This window comes from Prevotella mikamonis, assembly GCF_055381405.1.
In genome coordinates this window covers 2,526,816-2,551,821 of record NZ_AP035785.1, presented here as the reverse complement: position 1 = coordinate 2,551,821, position 25,006 = coordinate 2,526,816, and the positions used below count along the sequence as shown (strand labels likewise).

Annotated in this window: 16 protein-coding genes; 11 read left to right on the top strand and 5 right to left on the bottom strand. The window is 45.5% G+C overall.

What is annotated here, in order from left to right; all coding sequences use genetic code 11:
* Positions 1-40: 40 nt before the first annotated feature.
* The 11 genes from ACZ42L_RS10640 (at position 41) to ACZ42L_RS10590 (ending at position 18,436) form a co-directional block, all read left to right on the top strand.
* The gene (locus tag ACZ42L_RS10640) at positions 41-1,378 is read left to right on the top strand and encodes a sigma-54-dependent transcriptional regulator (protein WP_464716077.1); all 1,338 of its coding nucleotides are present in this window, start codon (positions 41-43) and stop codon (positions 1,376-1,378) included.
* Positions 1,375-2,523: a sensor histidine kinase gene (locus ACZ42L_RS10635; protein WP_464716076.1), complete on the top strand. Its 1,149-nt coding sequence runs from the start codon at positions 1,375-1,377 to the stop codon at positions 2,521-2,523. The genes ACZ42L_RS10640 and ACZ42L_RS10635 overlap by 4 nt, the downstream gene beginning before the upstream one ends.
* A 283-nt stretch (positions 2,524-2,806) precedes the next feature.
* Positions 2,807-3,274 carry a transcription elongation factor GreA gene (gene greA, locus ACZ42L_RS10630; protein WP_464699154.1) on the top strand — a complete coding sequence of 156 codons (468 nt, stop codon included), beginning with the start codon at positions 2,807-2,809 and terminating at the stop codon, positions 3,272-3,274.
* Between the two features lie 35 nt (positions 3,275-3,309).
* Entirely contained in the window at positions 3,310-3,705 is a 396-nt protein-coding gene (locus tag ACZ42L_RS10625) for an HIT family protein (protein WP_464716075.1), read from the top strand.
* 160 nt (positions 3,706-3,865) lie between these two features.
* Complete coding sequence (locus ACZ42L_RS10620) at positions 3,866-4,426, top strand: RNA polymerase sigma-70 factor (protein WP_464702758.1); 561 nt, start codon at positions 3,866-3,868, stop codon at positions 4,424-4,426.
* A 30-nt stretch (positions 4,427-4,456) separates the two neighbouring features.
* Positions 4,457-5,461: a FecR family protein gene (locus ACZ42L_RS10615; protein WP_464716074.1), complete on the top strand. Its 1,005-nt coding sequence runs from the start codon at positions 4,457-4,459 to the stop codon at positions 5,459-5,461.
* A 250-nt stretch (positions 5,462-5,711) separates the two neighbouring features.
* Positions 5,712-9,209 carry a TonB-dependent receptor gene (locus ACZ42L_RS10610; RefSeq protein WP_464716073.1) on the top strand — a complete coding sequence of 1,166 codons (3,498 nt, stop codon included), beginning with the start codon at positions 5,712-5,714 and terminating at the stop codon, positions 9,207-9,209.
* Positions 9,210-9,220: 11 nt separating this feature from the next.
* Positions 9,221-11,002 carry a RagB/SusD family nutrient uptake outer membrane protein gene (locus ACZ42L_RS10605; RefSeq protein WP_464702755.1) on the top strand — a complete coding sequence of 594 codons (1,782 nt, stop codon included), beginning with the start codon at positions 9,221-9,223 and terminating at the stop codon, positions 11,000-11,002.
* 48 nt (positions 11,003-11,050) lie between these two features.
* The gene (locus ACZ42L_RS10600; protein WP_464716072.1) at positions 11,051-11,932 is read left to right on the top strand and encodes an endonuclease/exonuclease/phosphatase family protein; all 882 of its coding nucleotides are present in this window, start codon (positions 11,051-11,053) and stop codon (positions 11,930-11,932) included.
* 42 nt (positions 11,933-11,974) lie between these two features.
* Positions 11,975-16,636, top strand: coding sequence for an alpha-N-acetylglucosaminidase TIM-barrel domain-containing protein (locus tag ACZ42L_RS10595; protein WP_464716071.1), 4,662 nt, complete (start codon positions 11,975-11,977; stop codon positions 16,634-16,636).
* Between the two features lie 90 nt (positions 16,637-16,726).
* Positions 16,727-18,436, top strand: a complete 1,710-nt coding sequence (locus ACZ42L_RS10590) for an ArnT family glycosyltransferase (RefSeq protein WP_464716070.1) — start codon at positions 16,727-16,729, stop codon at positions 18,434-18,436.
* Here ACZ42L_RS10590 and ACZ42L_RS10585 read toward each other — a convergent pair.
* The 5 genes from ACZ42L_RS10585 to ACZ42L_RS10565 all read right to left on the bottom strand — a co-directional run bounded on the left by ACZ42L_RS10585 (position 18,406) and on the right by ACZ42L_RS10565 (position 24,805).
* Positions 18,406-19,341 carry a glycosyltransferase family 2 protein gene (locus ACZ42L_RS10585; RefSeq protein WP_464716069.1) on the bottom strand — a complete coding sequence of 312 codons (936 nt, stop codon included), beginning with the start codon at positions 19,339-19,341 and terminating at the stop codon, positions 18,406-18,408. The two genes, ACZ42L_RS10590 and ACZ42L_RS10585, sit on opposite strands and share 31 nt — an antisense overlap.
* Before the next feature lie 129 nt (positions 19,342-19,470).
* A complete protein-coding gene (locus ACZ42L_RS10580; RefSeq protein ID WP_464716068.1) occupies positions 19,471-20,031 on the bottom strand; it encodes a porin family protein in 561 nt (186 codons plus the stop codon).
* A 167-nt stretch (positions 20,032-20,198) separates the two neighbouring features.
* Positions 20,199-20,789 (bottom strand): porin family protein, encoded by a 591-nt coding sequence (locus ACZ42L_RS10575; RefSeq protein WP_464716067.1) that lies wholly within the window; start codon positions 20,787-20,789, stop codon positions 20,199-20,201.
* Positions 20,790-20,936: 147 nt separating this feature from the next.
* On the bottom strand, positions 20,937-24,335 hold the full coding sequence (locus ACZ42L_RS10570; RefSeq protein ID WP_464716066.1) for an AAA domain-containing protein: 3,399 nt from the start codon (positions 24,333-24,335) through the stop codon (positions 20,937-20,939).
* Positions 24,308-24,805, bottom strand: a complete 498-nt coding sequence (locus tag ACZ42L_RS10565) for a methylated-DNA--[protein]-cysteine S-methyltransferase (protein ID WP_464707177.1) — start codon at positions 24,803-24,805, stop codon at positions 24,308-24,310. Before ACZ42L_RS10565 ends, ACZ42L_RS10570 begins: the two co-directional genes overlap by 28 nt.
* Positions 24,806-25,006 lie beyond the last annotated feature (201 nt).

Here is a 25,006-nt window from a genome sequence, read left to right as displayed (position 1 = left end):
GACCGCTGTTTTTCCACCATTTTTTATTAAGTTTGCAACTATGAAGAAAGGAACACTGCTCATAGTTGACGACAATCGTAACATCCTCACATCTGTGAAGATGCTCATGGAAAATCATTTTGAGACAATCGTTGCCGTCAGTAACCCCAACAACATCCCTGCACGGGTGCATGAACTGCAACCCGACGTGGTGTTGCTCGACATGAATTTCGGCAGCGGAGTGAACAATGGCAATGAGGGACTGTTCTGGTTGCGCGAGATAAAGCAGCACCGACAGAAGACCGAAGTGGTGCTCTTTACTGCCTATGCCGACATAGAGCTGGCCGTAACGGGACTGAAAGAAGGAGCTGCCGACTTTGTAGTAAAACCCTGGAACAACGAGAAACTCGTGGCAACACTGCTCAATGCCTACCGGAAAACGCAACCAGGCAAGGAGACCAGACTCCCTTCAGACGGCAGAGTACCCATGTTTTGGGGCGAAAGCAGTGCAATGCAAGAGCTTCGAGAGATGGTGGAAAAAGTATCGGCAACCGATGCCAATATCCTGATTACGGGTGAGAACGGTACAGGAAAAGAGGTCTTAGCCAACGAGATTCATCGGCTCTCACTGCGTAACAAGGCCCAGCTCATGCCCATTGACATGGGAGCTATCAGCGAGACGCTGTTCGAAAGCGAACTCTTCGGGCATGTGAAGGGAGCTTTTACCGATGCTAAAACCGACCGTCCTGGGAAGTTTGAACTGGCAGCAGAGGGTACATTATTTCTCGACGAAATAGGAAATCTCTCTTATGCCTTACAGGCCAAATTGCTCACAGCACTGCAACGACGTACCATCGTGCGTGTCGGGGGGAGCAGACAGATTCCCATCAATGTACGGCTCATCTGTGCCACCAACCGCGATTTGCATCAAATGGTGCGTCAGGGCGACTTCCGCGAAGACCTGCTCTACCGTATCAACACCATACACCTGCAACTTCCACCCCTCCGCCAACGCCGACAGGACATCATGCCACTAGCTAATCGCTTTCTTCAAAAGTATGCCGACATCTACAACAAGCCCAATCTCGATTTCACCGCAGATGCCACCGAGAAAATAGAATCGCTTCCCTGGTATGGCAATATACGCGAATTGGAACACGCCATCGAGAAAGCCGTGATTCTGTCTTCAAGCAGCCGATATATCGAAGATGTGGATATTGAGGGTAGCCAGAGCCATCGGGAAAAGCCGATGGAGGAAGTACAAACCCTCGACGAGATGGAGCGTCGCATGATAGAAAAGACCATCCGCGACTGCGAGGGCAATCTCTCAATGGTGGCTTCACAACTGGGAATCTCACGACAGACATTATATAACAAAATCAAACGCTACGGATTATGAGTTTATGGTATTGGATGTTGATGGCTATGGTAGCAATAGCAGCTGTTACCGGATATATCAGACTCCGCCGACGCTATCGTCGCAACCTACGCAAGGTGTCATTTATGTTCGACGCCATCGACAACCTGGACTACTCATTCCACTTCCCCACCGACCGCATCTCGCACGAAGAAAACCTTTTCAACACGTCTTTGAATCGTATCAAGACCATCATACAGCGCGACAGGGAAGAGACGGCCGAGCGCGAGAAATACTATGAAGCCATCTTGAATGCAGTAGAGACAGGTATCATCGTGGTAGACAGCCGGGGCAACATCGTGCAACACAACCATGCCGCCTTGCAGTTATTGGGACTGGAAACACTCACCCACATGGCGCAAATCAAGGAAAATCTCACCACACAACGATTCTCCATTCGCGAAGCCAACACACTCTTACAAGGCAACAAAATGCGTATCATCGGTTTCAGCGACATCAACAGCGAACTGAGCAATCAGGAAGTAGACTCGTGGACGAAACTTATCCGCGTGCTGACTCATGAAATCATGAACACCATAACACCGGTGACATCGCTCAGCGAAACACTGCTACCACTCACAGACCGCACTGCCGACGACGAACATGCTCGCGAAGAACTGCGAACCGGACTCTCTACCATCAACAAGACAGGACACGAGCTACTATCGTTTGTAGAAAACTACCGTAAGTTCACACATATTCCCACACCGCATCCCGAACTCTTCTACGTTCGCCCCTTCATCGAAAGAATGGTCAGACTGGCTGCCTTTCCCCATATAGAGATAAACGTCGAACCCACTGATTTGCTTGTCTATGCCGACGAAGGTCTCATGGCCCACGTAGTAACCAACATCTTGAAAAACGCCATAGAAGCTATCGATAACGACGGACATATCAGAATACACGCCTATAGCGACGAGAAAGAGAATGTGGTCGTAGCCATCAGCAACGACGGGCCACTGATTCCCGACGACGTGGCACAACACATCTTCGTACCATTCTTCACTACCAAACGCGACGGCAGCGGAATCGGACTGAGCATTTCGCGCCAGATCATGCGCATAAGTGGTGGTTCGCTCACACTCAAGACCATGAAGGGCGAGACAACTTTCGAACTTAAAATATAAGTATTACAGCTTTTCAAACTTATCACATATTTCTATATGGATACCAGAACCGCACACTTCATCCGCATCGCCCGAATTTAGTAACAAATGTGGACAAAGGTTTTTAAAATCTAAAATTAGGAGAAATAATTGGATGTTAGCAAAATAATGCCTACCTTTGCCAACAAAATAAATATCAAGTACGCAATGGAAAGTAGGATTCCGACAACACAAAGGCTGTCGGAATTCGTCGTTTTTGTTGTGTAACGGAAAAACGATAGGACAATTTTTAAATTTATTTCATATGGCATACATGTCACAAGAAGGCTATGATAACCTCATAGCACAGCTCAAACAGCTGGAAGCTGTAGAACGTCCCAAGGCATCGGCCGCTATTGCAGAGGCTCGTGACAAGGGCGATTTAAGTGAAAATTCGGAGTACGACGCCGCTAAAGAGGCACAGGCTCATCTGGAAGATAAGATTAACAAAATCAAAATGACTATCGCTGAGGCCAAGATTGTAGACGTATCTCGCCTCAGCACCGACGCCGTACAGATTATGTCGAAGGTGGAAATGACCAATCTTGCCACGAAAAGCAAGATGACCTACACCATCGTGAGCGAGAGCGAAGCCGATTTGAAAGCCGGTAAGATTTCGATTAAGACGCCTATTGCTCAGGGATTGCTGAACAAGAAAGTGGGCGACGAGGTGGAAATCAAGATTCCGCGTGGCACTATCAAACTGCGCATTGATAATATTTCGATAGACTAAACCGCACATTTCATCACTTCATAAAGAAATACGCTATGGATATTTTTTCAAAGATTGCAGCCGGAGAGATTCCTAGCTACAAATGCGCAGAGAACGAACAGTTCTATGCCTTTCTGGATATCAATCCACTGGTAAAAGGTCATACGCTGGTGATTCCGCGTCGCGAGGTAGACTATATCTTCGACATGGACGACGAAGAGTTGGCTGCTTTTCAACTGTTTGCAAAGAAAGTAGCTGCTGCCATCAAGTCTATTTTCCCCTGCAAGAAGGTAGCTCAGATAGTTTTGGGATTGGAAGTGCCACACGCACATATCCACCTGATACCTATCAACAATGAGGCCGACGTGGATTTTCATAAGGAAAAGCTACAACTCAGCGAAGAAGAATTCAAGGAAATAGCAGCTAAAATCTACGCCGAATTTAAGAAATAGCTGTCGGCTATCACGACAAGACCAACCCATTACACAAGAGCGGATGTATCAAAGTAGATACGTCCGCTCTTTGCCTATCTGCACTTTTCTACAGATTTATTTTGTCATTTTCCCTTCTTTTTGTAAGTTTGCAGATATTCCTTACTCTATAGATTAGCCCATGAATGATTCGGAAGACAAGTTTTACATCAGGTTGTTTACCAGAGGAGACAGTAAAGCTTTAGAAATACTCTTCATGAAATATCAGCCAAAGCTAGTGAACTTCATCACAGGTTTCGTAAAAGACCGAGAAGTGGCACGAGACATGAGCCAAAACATTTTCATGAAGTTGTGGCAAAATCGCTCACAGTTCAGAGACATATCCAATTTTCAAGCTTTCCTATTTACAATGGCACGCAGCACCATTTATAATTATTTCGATCATGAGCTGGTAATAGCTAAATTCATGGAAACACAATTAAAAACACCAATAGTAAGCGACGATATTGAAGAACAACTATTTGCCACCCAGCTTCAACAGCAGATAGACGATGCCATAGCCAAGATGCCCAAACAACGCAGACTCGTATTTACAATGAGCAGGAAAGAAGGATTTTCGAACGCGGAGATAGCCGCAGAACTCAACATCAGCAAACGAACAGTAGAAAATCACCTGACGGCAGCACTTACTGACATACGACAAGTCATAAAATTATTTATAATCATGTGTGCTATCGGGTAAATAGCTTTCACCATAGTATAATTACGAAAAATGGAAAATCAGAATACAGACAGAGAACTCATCAGGAGTTTCTTTTATCATCAGTTCTCCAGAACTCTTAGACTAAAGTTCGGATGGTGGTTGCTGAATGTTAGCTCAAAAGATTTACAAGATACAGAAATGCAGACACTATGGAATGAAGCCGACAACTGTGCAACTCCGGAACTAGAAGAAGACCGGATAAAATTCCATCAACAACTGGTCCAACAAAAAAGAAAAGAAACCTTACACAGGTATCTAAGACCTACTGCTGCGGCTGTTATACTCATCGTAGCAACGTCAGTTATTACTTATCTTATTTCGAAAAACAGCTTTCAACAAGTGGCTTCAATATCGGAATTCGTACAAATAACCGTGCCCGACAAAGAAATTAAGACCCTAATATTACCAGATTCAACACGTGTAACCATCAACTCAGGTTCTACACTCATCTACCCAAAAGAATTTAACGCCAGGACTCGAACAATATATCTGATGGGCGAAGCCAACTTCGATGTGAGAAAGAACAAAGAAAAACCATTTATCGTACAGACGGAATATTTGGCTGTAACTGCCTTAGGCACAAGATTCGATGTAACAAGCTATACACAACAACAGCTGAAAACCGTTACACTCGAAAAAGGTAGTGTAAGAGTGCATAGCATCAGCAGAAACTTACAAGACAAAGCCTACTTATTGAACCCAAATCAGAAACTTACTTATAATAAAGAGACTCACCAGATATTAATACACCAGACAGATGCTGCCAAACATTTATCATGGGAGAAAGGATACCTCGTCTTTGAAGATGCGAAATTCACCGAGATTACAGAACGTTTGGAACGACGATATGGCGTACATATTACCTGCACTAACTTTAAGAAAATGAATGGTTTATACCATGTAAGATTCACAAAGGAGGAAAATCTCAATCGAATATTGAATATTCTTTCAGAATTAAGTACTCCATTTAAATATCAAATTACTGACAACCATATTACAATAACCCCTAAATAAGATACATCAGATATTATCACATGCACAAGAGCTTTTACAGTCCTGATTATCATGTTTTCCAAACAGATTACTGACTTTTTCTGGTTTTAGCTGTGTGTTATATTCTAGTAAACTTACTTGAGTGTAGATGCCAGGAAATTTTTCCTTGTATAACACTTAATATCAAGAAACGCAACAAATAACACCTAACAAAATCAAAAAAGCACTGAGTGAACTTACACTTTAATGTAACCATTATTAATTGTAAAACATGAAACATACCAAAAAGCATGAAACTGTGATAAGAGCCTTACTGATATTGGCGCTCTTACTCACCCCATTTTGTATGGAAGCTCAAAAGAGCATCACCTTCAAAAGCAACCGTATAACCCTCAAGAAAGCTTTTAACACCATTGAGAAGCAAACAGGGATGTCGGTGGACTATGATGGAAGAATTATTGACGTGAACAGGACTGTGGAGACAAAAGGGATTAGCGGAGCTATTGGCGATGTACTTACCCAATTACTAAGAGGAACAGGATATACGCATAACATAAATGGTTCGCATATCTTTGTAACTGCCCCACAATCTAGTTTAAAAGTAAGCAATCCGGTCTCTCATCAAGGGAGAAAAATTTCGGGTATCGTCAAAGACACCTACGGAGAACCTATTATCGGCGCTACCATTACCGGCATTGGAACAACAGCACGTGCTGTGACTGATACAGATGGCAGATACACTATTAATCTCCCACAACAAGCAAAAACCATCGAGATTTCATTCATAGGCTTTACTACGCAAACCATAACAGTTGGCAATCAAAACAATATTGCAACAACAATGGAAGAAGACACTCATGGACTCAATGAGGTGGTGGTGGTAGGTTATGGAACACAGAAAAAAGCAAATTTGATTGGTGCTGTAAGTACTGTAACAGCGAATGATTTAAAAGACAGACCTGTCAACAGCCTTGGCCAGATGTTGCAAGGACAAGTGCCAAACTTAAACATCACTTACGCCTCAGGAACTCCTGGAGAAACCACAAAACTGAATATACGTGGTGCTACTTCCATCGTAAATTCCGGTACACCTCTAGTTCTCATTGACGGAGTAGAGAGCAGTATTGACCGCATCAATCCTAATGACGTAGAAACTATTTCTGTTCTAAAAGATGCTGCTTCAGCAGCAATCTATGGTGCCCGTGCCGGTTTCGGCGTTATCCTGATTACTACCAAAGCAAATAAAGACGGAAAGGCACACATTACCTATAACGGACGCTTCAGCTGGTCAGCTCCCACTATCAATACAGACTTTGTAACTACAGGATACGACGCAATTACATTGGTAGATAATTTTCAACAAGCAATGTATAGCACCAGCTATTCCAACTATACCCAATCTGCATACGATGCTCTATACGAACGCCGCAACGACAAAAGCGAAAATAGCGATCGCCCTTGGGTTGTTGTCGGCAATGACGGAAAGTACCATTACTATGCAAACTTTGACTGGTATAACTATCTGTTCGACTACTCACAACCAACATGGAATCATAATCTCAATATATCTGGTGGAACTGATAAATTCAACTATCTTGTAAGTGGGAATATGGTGGACAAGGACGGCATCTATGCGATGAACACAGACAAATATCATACACGGACAATTACTGGGAAATTTAGCTCACAAGTAAACAATTGGCTAAAACTCACAGCTTCTGTAAAACTCTATAAATCAAAATACCATCAACCTGGATATGATTATGAAGATGGTGGAAACATAGGAAATCTTTCTTTCCATGCCATGCCGTGGCTTATGCCTTATAATCCGGATGGTACAAACGTATACACCTATGCTGGTAATGGTAATAAACCAACAGATGGTTTTTCAGCAATGTTAAGAACGGGAAACGGCGGAACAACCGTCAAACGGATACAAACAATCTATTCGCTGAATGCTGTTGCCCATGTGATAGATGGATTAGACATCTATGGAAACGCAAGTTACAAATTATATGAGAAAGACAAAACTTTCCGTATGGCTAATTTTGATTATTCAGAACAACCCGACATTATACAAAAGGCTACTTCTGGCTTCTTTGCTAATCGTCTAAAAGAGATTCATACAGAAGAAGAAGTATGGGTATACGATCTCTATGCAAACTACAAAAAGACATTCAACCAAGCACACAATCTAAATATTATTGCTGGTATAAACTTTGAAAAAGAACGTTATAAGAATACTGAAGCAAGCATCTACAACCTTCTTTCAGCAACATTGAATGATCTGGCATTAGGCACTGGAGACAAAGGAGTAAAAGGCGGTCAGCACGAATATGCCCTGATGGGATACTTTGGTCGCATCAGTTACGACTATATGGGTAAATATCTCGCAGAAGTGAATATGAGATACGATGGTACTTCACGTTTTCAGCAAGGCGATCGTTGGGGATATTTCCCGTCACTGGCCCTTGGTTGGCGATTCAGTGAAGAAAACTTCATGAAAGATACCAAAAAATGGTTGAGCAACGCCAAACTAAGAGCATCTTTGGGTTCTCTAGGAAATCAAGTGACCGATGGTTACAGCAATCCATATTACCCATTCATTCGCAGAGTAAAGATAGGCTCTACATATAGTGCCAACTATATTTTCAACAATACAACAGCAGCCTATACCCAACTGGACGCACCTGTTTCCAGCAGCCTGACATGGGAAAAGATTATCACAGGTAACATTGGACTTGATCTTGGATTCTTTGATAACAAGCTGACAACCTCACTTGATATATACCAACGTGAAACCAAAGACATGCTGGCAACTTCGCTTACACTGCCCGATGTATACGGTTTTGCTTCCCCATTAGAGAACAACGGGCAACTTCGCACGAAAGGATATGAACTGACTGTTTCATGGAACGACCGGTTCATTCTCAACAACAAGCCGTTTAATTATGGCATTTCTCTTTCATTGGCAGATAGTAAATCAAAGCTAATAAAATACAAGGGAAACGAAACTAAACTACTTGGGAGCATGTACGAAGGTATGGAATGGGGCGAGATATGGGGTTACCAAATTGAGGGAATCTATAAGACTACCGAAGAAGCAACAGCTCGCGGCGTTGACCAAACCTTTATTAATACTCGATTCACCAATCAAGCCGGCGACTTAATCTTTAGTGACCTAGATGGTTCTAAGAAAATAGATAAAGGTGCAGGTACGCTTGAAGATCATGGCGACCTAGTAAAGATAGGTAACTCACAGCCAAGATACCATTATTCAGTAAACCTAAGTGCAAGTTGGAATGGTATTGATTTCTCGGCATTCTTCCAAGGTATTGGCAAGCAGGATATCTATCCTGGTGGAAACAACACCATGTTCTGGGGACCTTTTGCACGTCCTTACGCATCTTTTATCCCGAAAGACTTTGCCGATAAAGTATGGAGTCCTGACAGACAAGATTCCTATTTCCCACGTGCAGCGGCCGATCTTGCACGTTTTGGACCTCTACAATTTGCAAATGACAGATATCTACAAAATTTAGCTTACTGTCGATTGAAGAATCTTACCGTAGGTTATACTTTACCCCATCTCCTAACAAAGAAGATAGGACTAGAAACCGTCCGATTCTATTTTAGCGGTGAAAATCTGCTAACTCTAACATCGCTTGACTGCAAATACTTAGACCCAGAACAGATGACAACAGATAATACTGGGCGTGTCTATCCTTTTTCCAAGTCATTCTCTTTTGGTATTGATGTTACATTTTAACTAGCTACAACATGAAAAAATCAAACTATTATATTCTATTTGCCTTGATATTCCTGTGTACTGGATGTGAATTAAACCGCTCACCCCTTGACACATTGGCACTTGAGAATTACTTTAATAATAAGACGGAACTTGAGACATATACGAATGGTTTCTACATGATGTTCCCTAATGCAGAAAGCATATACGGAGAAGTAAGCGATGCCATTATACCGACTTCACTTACAGAAGAGGTTCTTGGCACACGCACAATACCGACCAATGGTGGTGGATGGTCGTGGACTTATCTTTCTAATATAAATACTTTCCTGAAAAATTCCAGCCGTTGCCAAGATGTAGCTGCCCGCGAAGAGTATGATGGTGTGGCTCGTTTCTTCCGCGCATATTTCTATTTCGAAAAAGTTAAACGCTTTGGTGCAGTTCCATGGCTAGACGAGCCACTTGGCTCTACCGATGACAGGCTCTACGAAGCTCGGACAGACCGTGATGAACTGCTAAAGCACATGGTAGAAGATATAGACTATGCTATCAATCATTTATCTAGTAAGAATAATACATACCGTATAACGAAATGGACCGCACTTGCCCTAAAGTCTCGTATGCTCCTTTTTGAAGGAACTTTCCGTAAATATCATGGAATTGGCAATGCCAACACTTACTTACAGTTGGCTGCACAAGCTGCAGAAGACTTCATCGACAATAGTACATACACTATATATAAGTCAGGCGCGACCCCATATCAATCTCTGTTTGCTTCAGACGACGCTATCGCCACAGAAGTAATCCTTGCACGCAACTATAATATAGGACTAAACGTCACCCATAGCGTCAATCAAAGTTTTATTTCAGACGGAACACGCCCTGGATTAAACAAGAAAATTGTAGACTCATATCTCATGGCTGACGGAAGTCGCTTCACTGACCAACCCAGCTACAAAACCAAAGAGTACTATGCAGAAATGCAAGGACGTGATCCACGCTTAGCTCAAACTGTAGTTGCACCAGGATATACACGCATAGGGACAACGACTAAGCTGTCACCAAGTTTCACATCTACAACTACAGGATACCAGCTTATCAAATGGGTTACAGATGAATCACAAGATGGATACAAAAAAGCACACAATGATTTCATCCTGTTCCGTACCGCAGAGGTATACTTAAATTTCGCAGAAGCAAAGGCAGAACAGGGAAATCTCACACAGAACGACCTTGATAAGAGTGTCAATAAAATAAGGAAGAGAGTCGGAATGCCAAATTTAAATCTTGCCGCTTCCAACTCTAATCCAGATCCTTTTCTGGCAAATCCGGAGACCGGATATGCCAATGTGAAAGGGAATAATGCAGGTGTGATTCTTGAGATACGCCGTGAACGTACCATAGAACTTATTGATGAAGGATTCCGGTACTACGACTTGGTTCGTTGGAAGGAAGGTAAGGTCTTCGAAAAACAATTCAAGGGTTTGTATTTCCCTGCTTTAGATTCCGTAAAGAAGTTCCGAGTATACGATTTAAACGGAAACGGTATAAACGATGCTCTGGATATTTGCATTTATGATGGAAACAAGCAGCCTTCTGTCATATCTTATCCTGAACTCGCAAACATAACTGTTTTCTTAAAACTCAATGAAGACATCAAATTAGAGAATGGAGCTAACGGTGGTAATGTCATCGTCAGCGACATCAATGTTACCCCCCGCAAGTGGACAGAGGATAGAGATTATCTTTATCCTATTCCTCAGGATCAGATAACCCTCTACGGTGGCAAGCTAACACAAAATCCAAACTGGTAATATACTGTATGGGGAGTGATTATCATTCCCCATACATACTTTGAAATTATGAAAAAAACTACTGCTCCCTTTATCGTTCTAATAATTTTGCTTTTCTCGCAAGTATTAACTTGTTGTGGAGGAAACAAAGGAAGTGAAGGAAACAAAGAAATCATCCCTCCACCTACTCCCAACAACTATAAATACGAGAAGAACTTTTCAAGTATTAGGTATCTTACTTACAATTCTTTCTATTGTAAGAGCAATACGCAAACCCATGCTTTCAGTAAAGAAAACACGCAAGCCTTTGCAAAAGTCATAAAAAGTCTTGATGCAGATTTCGTAGCCATTCAAGAACTAGACAGTGGTACTACGGAACGGAGTAACCGCTACCTGCTCAAACAGATTAATGAAGCTACTGGCAAAAACTATCAAATGATTTTTGCCCATGCAGCCGATTACTCCAATGGTGCTATTGGATGTGGACTTTTGATTAGTCCTAAATATTCTATACTTCATTCTCAAACCATTGCATTGCCAGGAGACGAGAAACGCATGCTTATCATTGCAGAATTGAAAGACTTTGTTATCATGTCTACTCACCTAGATTTAAATGCGTCTGCACGTAAATTAAGCGCAAAACTTATTGCTGAAGCTGCAAAGAAATATAGTAAACCAATTTTATTGGCTGGAGACCTTAACGACTCACCGGCATGGAGTTCTGATAACAGCTGTTTCCCCATTCTATCACAAAACTTTTCTATCTATAGTGCTACAGAAAGTAATTTGTCTAGCAATATAGACTATGTTTTATTATGGAATGCTAACAACACGAAGTTAAAGAAAATTGGCAGCAATATTGTAAAGCAGCTTAATATTGACGACAATATTGAAGACTTGACAACTGTCAGCGACCATTACCCTGTCTATGTAGACTTCTCCATACAATAACGCCTAAATAGTAATCATACCATCAAACTAGTAATAAGCAATATGAGTTTCCACAAAGTTATCACAAAAGGGGTATTGTTAACAGCTCTCTTTCTGTCTCCATTCACTATGCAAGGACAAGTCTTCAAGGGCATACAACAACTTGTAGAACGCCGCTTGCCAGCACTAAAGGATAGAATAGAATTCGAAGCACTCGATTCCAACCAAAAAGGCGACGTCTTCACTATTCAAACGAGAAAAAAGAAGTTGCATATACAAGCTTCATCTCCGTCGGCGGCTTCCTCAGCTGTTTATTATTACCTACGAGAATTCTGTCACATGAGTATCTCGCATTGTGGTAACAATCTTGGGAAAATCACCTCATTACCCGATGTTCAAAAACGCATCACAATACAAAGTCCATTCCAATACCGATATGCACTCAATTATTGCACTTATAACTACACCTACACTTTTTACGATTGGGACGATTGGCAATGGGAAATAGACTGGATGGCACTCAATGGTGTAAATCTTATGCTTGCGCCTATTGGCTTAGAATGCGTATGGGCTGAAACGCTCTCAAGCGTAGGTTTCACCTCACAAGAAATCGACGCATTCATTCCTGGTCCTGCATATACTGCATGGTGGTTAATGGGAAATCTAGAAGGATGGGGTGGTCCGATGCCAACTACGATGCGAGAATACAGGAAACAATTGCAAATCAAGATTCTTGCACGAATGAAAGAACTTGGTATCGAGCCTGTTATTCAAGGATTCAATGGAATGGTGCCTAATCTGTTAGCAGAAAAGTTTCCTCAGAGTCCTATTATCAAACAGGGGCTATGGGGGGCGTTTCAGCGTCCCGCAGTACTCCTACCCGGCAATGAACTTTTCGAAAAGATGTCAGATGCTTATTATACAAGCCTACGACGCAACTATGGTTCCAACTTTAAATTCCTAGGAGGAGATCTGTTCCACGAAGGCGGAAACACCAAAGGGATAAATTTAAAGCATACAGCCAAGCTCATCCAAGAAGACATGCAGCGACATATTCCACAGTCAATATGGTTGCTACAAGGATGGAATAACAATCCCAAAAAAGAATTGCTAGACGGCCTAAACAAACAACAGACACTCGTAGTTAATCTTGCTGGAGAAATAACATCTACATGGGAACAGACTAACCAGTTTTATGGCACACCTTGGATTTGGGGTAGTGTGAATCATTTTGGAGGGAAAACAGACATGGGAGGTCAACTTCCTGATATTACCAGAGAACCTTATCGTGCACTCGCTGCTCCCAATACACTATTGAAAGGCATTGGCATCTTGCCCGAAGGTATCAATGCTAATCCTATAGTTTATGACATTGCTTTGAAAACAGCATGGTCAAATGCAGAAAATCTAGATAGTCTTCTACGAGATTATATATATTATCGCTATGGTCAATGGGATAGCCATGCCTACAAAGCATGGAAGCTCATGTCTCAATCCGTATATGGCAATTTTAAAATTAAAGGAGAAGGGACTTTCGAATCTATATTGTGTGCACGCCCGGGAATGAATGTAAAGAATGTCTCTACATGGGGACCACGCCAAATGCAATACGAACCTGAAATGTTGGTACAAGCGCTCATCGAACTCAGACAAGCAAACCTGTCAAATGAGACCTATCAATACGACCTGATAGATCTTACACGCCAAGTAATTGCCAACTATGCGAGAGTTCCTTACAACAAGGCTATGAACGCATTTAAGGCAAAAGACCGTACCACGTTTAAGGCCGCAGAAAAAGAATTTATGGCACTTATCAATCTACAAGACAAAGTTGTCGGCCATGATTCACACTTTCTTCTAGGCAAATGGTTAGACAAAGCACGCCATTATGCAGCAGCAACCTCCAGCAATATGCAGCTCTGTGAGGGTAATGCAAGAAAACTTATCACTTATTGGGGACCTGATAATCCTGCAACAAGCGTTCATGATTATGCCAATAAAGAGTGGAGTGGACTGCTCACTGACTACTATAAACCACGTTGGCAGAAATTCTTTGAAAACCTCAACAAGCAATTAGACGGTCATACTCCTGCCCCTATCGACTACTTTGCTATGGAGAAAGCATGGTGCGAAGAAACTAAAACATATCCTACAACACCATACCCAGGTAACTATCTCAACGTTGTCGACAGTGCCATGCAGTTTATCATCCCTCTCTACAAGAACCCACAAGCGACGACCGACCAGAGAGTGGAAGACTTGTTGGGCAGAATGACACTGAAAGAGAAGGTGGCACAAATGCGACATATCCACTTTAAACATTACAATTCGGACGGAAACGTCGATATAGACAAACTCATCAAATCTACCGACAGTCTGAGTTTCGGGTGTGTAGAAGCCTTCCCCTACTCTTCCGAACAGTATCTGAGTGCCATGTACAAGATTCAGAAGCACATGCGTTATCATACCCGACTCGGCATACCTGTGATTCCTGTGATGGAGGGATTGCACGGCGTGGTACAAGACGGATGTACTATTTTCCCACAATCCATAGCACTCGGTGCAACTTTCAACCCTCAGTTAGTACGACAAGTAGGCCATTTCGTCGGTAAGGAGATGCAAGCCATCGGGGCTAAACAGGCATTAGCACCCGACTTGGACATTGCCCGTGAACTGCGATGGGGACGTGTCGAAGAAACGTATGGCGAAGATCCACTGCTCATTTCAAAGTTGGGAGCTGCCTACATCAATGGGCTTCAAGACTATAAACAGATTCCTACGCTCAAGCATTTCGTTGCTCACGGCACACCCGCAGGCGGTTTGAACCTTGCTTCTGTACGTGGTGGGCGCAGAGAACTGTTAGGGCTATATGCCAAGCCTTTTGAGTATGTCATTCGGAAATGTAATCCGCTCAGTGTGATGAACTGCTATAGCTCGTACGATGGTGAGCCCATTACCTCATCTCCTTATTTCCTCAAATCGCTATTACGTGACAGCTTGCACTTCAAAGGATATGTATATTCCGACTGGGGTTCTATCCCCATGCTGAAATATTTCCACTATGTTGCAACCAACGACGCCGAGGCTGCACAGAAAGCTATTGCTGCCGGACTGGATTTAGAGGCCAGCAGCGATTACTATCAATATGTACCAGAACTTATCAAACAAGGTAAACTAAACGAAAAAGACATTGATGATGCCGTGCGACACATCCTCTATGCGAAATTTGCATCGGGACTCTTCGATGACGAGCTGCCTGACACTACCGCATTAAAATCGAATGTACACACCCCGAAAGCGATAGAAGTGGCTCTAAACACTGCTCGTGAAAGCATCGTATTGCTAGAGAACAGGGATAATTGTCTGCCGCTATCAGCAAGCAAGCTGTCGAGCATCGCAGTGATAGGACCTAATGCCGACCACGTACAATTCGGCGACTACTCTTGGAGCGACCAGAAGAAAGACGGCGTAACACCACTCGAAGGCATCCGCAAATTGGTCGGCAGCCGTGTTCAGGTGAACTATGCAAAAGGATGCGACCTCTGGTCTCAAGACAAGAAAGGATTTGACGAAGCTATCCAGACAGTACAAAAGAGCGACTTAACCATTGTATGTGTGGGTACGCAGAGTGCACTCTTGGCACGTGCATCCGACCCAGCTACCAGTGGCGAAGGCTTTGATTTAAGCAATCTCACACTTCCGGGCGTACAACAAGAACTCGTCGACAACATTGCCAAACAGGGCAAACCGTTCATCGTCGTACTGGTCACCGGTCGTCCTCTCGTTACGAGCAGTTTCAACAAGCGTTGCAACGCCTTGCTGGTACAATGGTATGGCGGCGAACAGAGTGGTACTGCACTGGCCGAAGTTTTGTTCGGCAAGGTGAATCCTTCGGGCCATCTGCCAATATCTTTCCCCAAGAGCGTAGGCCATCTGCCTTGCTATTATAACTATCTTCCGACCGACAAGGGCTTCTATAACAAGAAAGGAACACCCGAAAATCCAGGCCGTGACTATGTATTCTCCGATCCTTATGCAGAGTACAGCTTCGGTTTCGGACGTTCCTATACCCACTTTGCCTATTCCAAGATGATGGTGCAGCGTCGTAACCTCTCCGAGAAAGACACGCTCACTGTCAGTTTTACCATTACCAATCAGGGCACACGTGCCGGCATGGCAGTGCCACAGCTCTATATACGTGACATCGTCGGTTCGGTAACCACCCCTGTCAAGCAGCTCTACGCTTTCGAGAAACTAACCATTGCACCCAAAGAGACAAAGCAAGTTAGGTTTACAATTCCGGTGACCGAATTGGCCTTATACAACGCCGAATACAAAAAGATGGTCGAACCGGGAGATTTCTCTTTGATGATTGGTAGCTCGTCTGACCAGATTCTGCTCACAGATACCGTCACGGTAGGCCAAAACGGTTCTGTCGCTGTAGCATCTGTCAGCCCACAAAAAGCAATCAACAAGTCTGATATTGGCAAACCTATCAGTATTTCAGGCGTGGTAAGAGATGTGCAGGCTACCCCGATGAGGCTGGTCAAAGTATCGACTACCAACAGCAAGGCATCAGTAACGACCGATAAAAAAGGTATTTATCGATTGCAAGCTCGCGTGGGAGATACCCTCATCTTTGAGAAAAAAGGGTATCAAAAGGTCAGCCTCACCGTCACTCCCAATGCCATCTACGATATAGAAATGATGTCAGCTGTTCAATGACAAGATGCTATTTCGCTGCAAATTATACATTTATATGCAGTAATATGGACATAAATGGCTATTTTTGCAGTTAAAATAAGCATCAAAGATATGTCAGAGAACAGAGGAGTATTGTTTTGGACACTCTTATTCGTAGCCATCGTCACTACGCTGCCCTTCCTTGGTCTCACCGAGTTTTACTCTAAAGGAGAACCGCGCGAGGCCGTAGTGGCGTTGAGCATGTTGAAAGACGGTAACTGGATATTGCCCATCAACAATGGTGGCGACATTCCCTATAAGCCACCATTTTTCCATTGGATTATCGCCTTGCTCTCCCTTCCGCAAGGCTACGTCAGTGAGTTCACCGCCCGTCTTCCTTCTGCCCTGTCGCTCATTATCATGGTCATAGGTGGCTACCTGTTCAATGCTCGTCGCCAAAATGCCAGCATCGCCTTTATGACGGCAATGCTCACCCTCTCTGCCTTCGAAGTCCATCGGGCCGGAATGGCATGCCGTGTCGACATGCTATTGACCCTTTGCATGGTCGGCAGTTACTGGCTTCTCTACCGATGGTGGGAGCGTGGCATGCGAGGATTCCCCCTTTGGGCCGTCCTCAGCATGAGTGGAGCAGCTTTGACCAAAGGTCCTGTGGGCATCCTTCTGCCCTGTTTCGTCATAGGCGTGTTCATGCTGATTCGCGGAATACGCTGGTGGAAAGTCTTCAGCCGCCTCACGTTACTGGCCATTGCTGCCTGTATCATTCCCGCATTGTGGTATATCGCTGCCTATCATCAGGCCGGCAATCATTTCCTCAGTCTTGTGATGGAAGAGAACTTCGGCCGATTCACCGGCACAATGAGTTACGCTTCGCACGAACATCCCTTCACTTACAACTTCATGACCCTGTTTGTAGGGTGGACACCGTGGACACTCTTAGCCGTTTTCTCGCTATTCTCTATCAAATGGCAACGACCACACTGCTTTGTCAATCCACTCCGTCGGCTTCGCACCTGTGATTCTTTCCAACTCTTCACATGGCTGGCCTTCGGACTCACCCTGTTCTTCTATTGCATCCCATCGAGCAAACGCAGTGTCTATCTGCTACCCTGCTACCCCTTCATGGCATTGCTATTGGCACAATACATCGTCGGCCTTATACAGCAACATCGACGCACCGTCAATACATTCGTGGCTACCATGTCTGTCCTTGGAGTCCTTTTGGTAATTGCTTTCATCATCATCAGGGCCGGTGTCATACCCGATACCATCTTCCACGGGAAGCATGCCGAAGACAATATCCTAACGCTTCATGCCCTGGAGAACGCCCCCCTGTGCTTCGGAAACATCCTCCTGCTCGCCCTCCCCGTACTCATAGGCATACCCGCTTTCTATACGGCCGTACGGCATTCACAGCCCTATAGCACCCGCCACTTGATGGTTGCACACATGTTCAGTATTGTCTTTGTGATTTTCATGCTACTCGACGGCTTCATCTTACCCACCGTACTCAATGTAAAGAGCGAACGTCCTTTGGCCGAATTCATTAATCACCGTTACACCAAAGAATCCGTCTATCAGTATCTTGAAACTCCGATGCTCCATTTCTTCGGCACCGATTTCTATACCGGCGACCGCATTCGGCAGTTCGAACTAGACCGTCCGGCAAAGGGTGTAGTCATGTTGAAAGCCTCCGAAAAAGAAGCCTTCATCCATAGACACCAAAACTATCAATTCGTCAACGACTGGCATTCCGCACGCCGACTTGCTGAGGTAAAAGATACCATATACTTCTACAGATTCAAGCGCTCGTCTACAAAGTAACGTGGACGGCGCTTCACCTCGGTATAAATCTTACCGATATAGACACCCGTTATACCGATACCAGTAGTCACAATACCACCGATAAACCACAGCGAAGCCAGGATAGAGGTCCAACCTGCCACGGTCTTACCGGCTATATGCTCAACAATGGCATACGCTATAGCCCCCACTGACACCAGCATCATCACCAGTCCGATAACGGTAATCCACTTCAAGGGGGCTACAGAGAAAGAAGTGATGCCATCTATAGAGAAAGCCAGCATCTTGCGGAGCGGATACTTCGACTCTCCGGCAGTACGGGCTGTACGGTCGTAATAAACAAATCCTTCGTTAAAACCCAGTTGCCGCACCACTCCACGGAGAAATAAATTCCGCTCCGAATACTCCATGAGCGCCTCAACAGCACGCGAGGTCATCATGCGGAAGTCTGCATGATTGAACACGATTTCCTTATCCACCTGTTTCATCAAGCGATAAAACAACTGCGCCGAGACACGCTTGAAAGCCGTATCTGTATCTCTACGCTTGCGGACACCGTACACAATGTCTTTTCCCCCCTTCACTTGGCGAGCCATTTCTACGATAGCCGTCTCGTCGTCTTGCAGATCTGCATCTATCGAAACAGCCGCATCGCACTTCCCGACCGACTGTTCCAGACCTGCCCAAAGTGCATTCTGATGCCCCTCGTTGTGAGACAGCTTCAGCCCCGACACATTCTGATATTGCCGGACATACTCCCCTATAAGTTTCCATGTGCCATCGCGGCTGCCATCATCGACAAACAAGAGCGTCGCTTCCACGTCCTCTTCCTTTTTGAGGCGTGCTGCCAGCTGTTGCAAGCGATTGATACTCCAAGGCAATACCGCCTCTTCATTGTAGCAAGGAATGACGATGTATATTTTCATACGGCTATAGTATATATGGTTTATCACTCACAAAGATAACTACAAAATACAAGAAACACAGACTATTACATCAACAAAAAGAGCTTTCGTCTGCACGAAAGCTCTTTTATTTTATTTAAACCGAGGTTTTTACAGGGCAAACTTATAACCCAATGTCACCTGGAATACGCTGTTCTTGCTATCCGAATAGTCCGAAACTTTGGTCAATCCCCAGTTGTAACGGCCATCCACAACAAAGTTGTTATATTCATACGACAAACCCACAGGGATAGAAAAATCTACTGTTTTCACATCAATATCCATTGCGGCATCTGCTTTTCCAGCCTTTACCTTGTATTCGCTGTTTACATTGAAACCCGGCTGAACACCCAACTTCACTGCCAATCCTTTGGCAACATATACATTGGCCAAGATAGGCACATTGATATAGTCGAGCTTGGTCGTCAGATTGCCTGCTTTAGCCCCCTGCATCGAATACAGCGCACCGGCACTTACACTTACTATATCAGAAGCCTGATACTCCAATTCAGCACCTGCTGCCAAGCCTATGCGGGCATCATTGTCAGACTTTGTCAAGTTAGCAATGTTCATACCAACCTTAGGCTGAAGTGTCAATGTTCCTACTGCGTGCTGTGCGAATGCTGCAACTGTGGTCAACATCAATGCAGCTGATAGAATGATTTTTTTCATACTTTCTTCTAATTTTTACTATTTACAAAAATCTTATTTTCTTAAACTCTCTAAAGCTAAGAGGGCCTGACAAGCATGAAAGTTACAAACTGCACCACGATTTTTACCCAAATAAAGTTTTATATCGTTTCGTTAACACTGCAAAAAGACTATGATAACACCTCTTTTTATAAGTCTAGCCGATAGCCTACACTCAGTTGGACCGCCACATTCCTTGAATCCGTATTCGGATAAATATTAATCAATCCGCTACTCATCATCAAATCAAACACCAACCGATGGATTTCAAACGACAAACCTACAGGCAATGACATGTCGAAAAGTCTAAGCCCGTAATACGAATACGAGGTAGATCCAATCTTATCTTCCACTGTCAGTGTATTATTTACCCTCACGCCGGGCTGCACTCCAAACCTGACTGCAAAACCACGGGCAAATGTTACATTCATCAGAATCGGGAAATTAAGATAGTCTAGCTTCAGTGCATTGGTTTTCATCCCAAATCCATAAACGTCTTTACTGATTGCACCTTGCATCGAATACAATGCTCCGGCACTGAAACTGATATACCCGAAGGCCTGATATTCAAACTCTCCACCGGCCACCAGTCCATATCTGGGACCGGTAGCATCCGAATGTGTCACATTACTGACGCTTAGGCCAGCCTTGGGTTTGAACGAAAACGACCCTACCTCACGCTGCGCCGACAACACCGCCGAATACAGCATAAGCGCTGTTATCAACAATACTTTTCTCATAGATGCCTGGTGTTTTAAATGGTTAGACTCTCCGTATTTCCCAGATATAATATCCGAAAGATTATTTACAGATTGCAAATATAGCCTATGTATTATTATTTTGCAAGTTTTGCAAGACTAAAATTTGATATTTACAGAGAGTTGCTATCACAGCATCCCGCCTTTTTCTTCCACATATTCCATCAACTGCGCGAAGAGGCGATTGCCTTGCAGCACGTCTCGGTTGCCTGTCAATATGAGTTGCTGGCGTGCTCGTGTCAATGCCACATTGAGTTTACGGTCAACGATATGCTCGTCTTCCAGGAAACAAGTACCGGCCAGGAAGTCCAGCTGATAGCGATGCTGGATGGTGAACGAATACACGATGACATCGCGCTGACTGCCCTGATATCGCTCCACCGTGTCAATGCTGATTTGCTCCAATGCCGGAATGCCCAGTGCTTCGATACACTTCCGTATCATCGCTATCTGATTGCGATAAGGCACTATCACCCCTATGGTCTTCGCTGCGTCAAACCGGTTGCCATAGAAACGGTAGATACGCCCCACCACATCAGCCACTATCGAAGCCTCATGCGTATTCACCTTGTCCGACAGATGGGGCTGCCGACAATATTGAGACGCGATGAACACCATGCGATGCGACTTCAGCAGCCTATCCATATTGTCTTCGGCCGGTGCCAGATAGGGCAGTCGCGTCTCACGCTGATGGGGCAACGGCACTGGCTGCAACTGCTCCTTGGCATAAAACATACGTGCCGGGAAGTCGGCAATATCGGGGTGCATGCGCCCTTGCCGATTCAAGATACCCACGAAATCGGTACGATGCTGACGGCGCTCCCAACGCACCAACCGCTCAAAAAGCGAATGTCGGCAGTCGTCGAGTTCGATGTCTACCAATTCGGGAACAACCACTCCCGACTCCGAAGCGTCTTGCTGCACCACCGCGGGCAACTGTTTATGGTCGCCGATGAGGATGAACCGCTCGGGACGGGTGAGCAGTCCCACCAGTCCCGGCTCTAGTATCTGACTCGCCTCATCCACGATAGCAAGCGTAAAATGTTTCAAGTCAAAGATATACGACTTGCTCTGAATCGTACTCGTAGTCCCCACGATGACGGGCATGCCGAGCAATCGCTGCCTGATGACATCGAGCCGCGGACTCTCTTCTATCAGGTTGCTGAGCAGATGGTCGTGGAATCGCGCATCGCAGGTGTACTCGCTGCCGATACGGATATAGGGCAAACCGCTGTCCGAGAGCATTCCGCAGATTTCGTCGACGGCGCGATTGGTGTAGCTCATCAGCAGAATGGAGGGATGCTCATCGCCATGTGCCAGATATTCGCGCACCAGAAACTGTAGTGCCATACTGGTCTTTCCGGTACCGGGAGGTCCTACCAACAGGAAATAATCCATTGCCTGACGGGCACGCAGCACAATGTTGTCGTAATCGGGATGATAGCTTTGCGAGAGCGTCACTCTTCGGTCGATGCGCGGTACACGCTGTCCCAAGAGCAAGTCGCGACGCGACTGCGGTGCTGTGATAAATTGATGGAGACTGCGAATCGACGAACTTGCCCCCAGATGTCCGCCATGCTCGATGGCATAGCACATGCCGTCGGCAGCTTCGGGCGACAGGATATGCGGATTTTGCTGCCCGTCATTCAGGTGTACCACAAGCCGACTGGAAGTAATGTCCACCAATGCTCCCTTGAAGAGCAAGGCCTTCCGCACATCGGGCACGTCGCCCTTGCCATAGGCATAGAGATAAATCATGTCGCCACGGCGGAAGTTGGGCAGGAAGTCTTCGCCTTGCGCGGGTACATCGAGGGTAATGGTATCGTAACCATTGTAAGCCGAACTCTTCGCCCGTCTCACGATTTGCAAGTCGGTATAGATGTTTCCGGTCTCCTTCTTCTGTGCCAACGGCATGTTCCACAGGTCGGCCGTAGCATTGCCCACACCCTCTTGCGCCCCCACTTTGGCTACCAGTTGCTCCTTGTAGACAAAGGTCATCATGCGGCAATAGTATGCACGTTCGAGTGCAGAGAGCTGTACCAACGGCTCGGTCACGGCCTTGATTTGCGGCAATATCCACTGTTGGAAAAACCGATTGTCGAGTCCAGCCTCGTTCAGCGTGGCAGGATTGAGCAGGGGCAATGCCCGCTGAAAACCGTTCAGGGCAAAGTCGTACTCGGCTGCCACCAGTCGATTGCGAAACCGAATGGCCTCCTGAAATAGCTTACGGTAGTAATTGACCACCACCAGACCACCCGGCAAGGGGTATTTGGAGTAAAGCAACCGTATGTCGGTCTTGTTGCTTCCGAGGTTGAAATTCTGTCTCAACACGCCGTAATAGAGCAGCAACTGCACGTAATGGTCTTCTTTCTGAAAACTGCCATACTCATTGGGACGCCCCGTCTGGATGCTGAAGTTACTGCCCGACTTCTGCTCTACGAGCAGGGCAAAGTCGGTCGTCATCAGGTCGACACGCCCCTGAATGCCCAGACGCTCGCACACGAACGAGGGTTCGAGAATGGCTTTTTCGCGGTCGAAATCATGGCCGAAGAGTTGGTCGACGGCCTCTTTGATGTTTTCCACCTGTCGCTGTGCCGCCACCTTGAAATTCTCTCGGCGATTCAGGTCGTCGCAGGTGCAGTATTCCAGAGCCTTCTCCTTAAAATTATTCTTAAACGTTTCGCTCCACGAATAGTCTTCCCCACAGTTGATGATGTCGTCGAGGGCTGCCCCGGCAAAGTTTCCCACGAGAATTGCTTGCGAGTTTGCCGCCGGCGACATGCTGTTGACCACATACGAGAGGGGATGATGGCCGTAGTCGGTGAAGCATCGCGCAATGCTGCTGATGTCTATCAGATAGTCGGGCTCTACCACGATGACCGACGAGGGGAGTGGCAGCAGATGGTCTTTCTCACCACCGTCGGCCACGCTGAAATCCAACAGATTGAGCTGCAAGCCTTCGTGTAGCAACTCGTATATATATATAAGGTGTGGCTCAGCAGCATAGTCTACCGTCACCGTATGCTCTTCTACATCGCCATCGACCACGGCCGTGAACCGTTGCTCGTCGTAGGTACGCACAATACAGCGCAGATAGCGATAGTCGACATGGTGTACCTCGCGGCCGGGCGAAGCAGCAACGACAGGCAACTTGCCCACCAGCGACGAGGGAATATCTACATGGAAGACGGCCGAGATGAACACGGCCAAGGCACGCAGGTCGTAGCCCAGGGTCTCGGCAGAGAGTGGCTCGTTGCGGTTACTATCGTGGCGCATGCGCTGAATGGCCACCGTATCGGCCACCGACACGCCATGACGGCGGCACAGGAAGTCTACCTGTGCAAAGAGATTGCCGAAAGACTGGTGCGTGCCCGCGAGTGCTTCATGGCACGTAAGCACCAGCACGTCGTGCATCATCTTGCTTACGGGCATGCTCCCATCGGCCCGCAGGATGTCGCCTACGAGCAAGAAGAGTTCATCGGGACCGACAGCCTGACTCTTTATCGGGTCAATTTCGACTTTTCCCATGCAATGAGTTGTTTCTTGAGTTCTGCCCCCCAATGGTATTGTCCGACAGTCCCGTCTTTATGAACCACACGATGACACGGCACTATCATGGCCAAAGGGTTGCGAGCCACGGCCGTGGCCACAGCCCGAACGGCACTCGGACGCCCCAGTCGGATGGCCAATTCCTGATACGAGACGGTCGTACCAAAAGGTATCTTCTGCACCTCCTGCCACACCGACCGCTGAAAATCAGACCCATAAAACTTGATGGGCAACTCGTGCCGATAGCCCTCAAAGACGACACGCTCGACGGTCTGGGCTATCGTATCATTCTGCACCGTCTCCGTATAAGCACCCCAACGCGCAGCCAACTCATGAATCACAGCCATGCGATTAGCGCCCAGAAACTGCACGTCGCAGAATCCTTCGAACGTTCGAGCCACCACTATCTCGCCGAAAGGCGACTGTGCAAAACCATAAACTATCTTCATACGACCATACTGATTAGGACTATCTCTACCGTTCCGGCCCTCAATAGGCGGTCCGTCGGTATCGACAAAGTTACTGTAAATCGGAGACATGTGCAAATTTAAAACCACGGTTGTCAGTCGAAACTTCTCATATCTATTACCTCTTAACTCCTACTTATTACCTCTTAACTCCTACCTCATTTTACTGCAAGACCTCGGCAG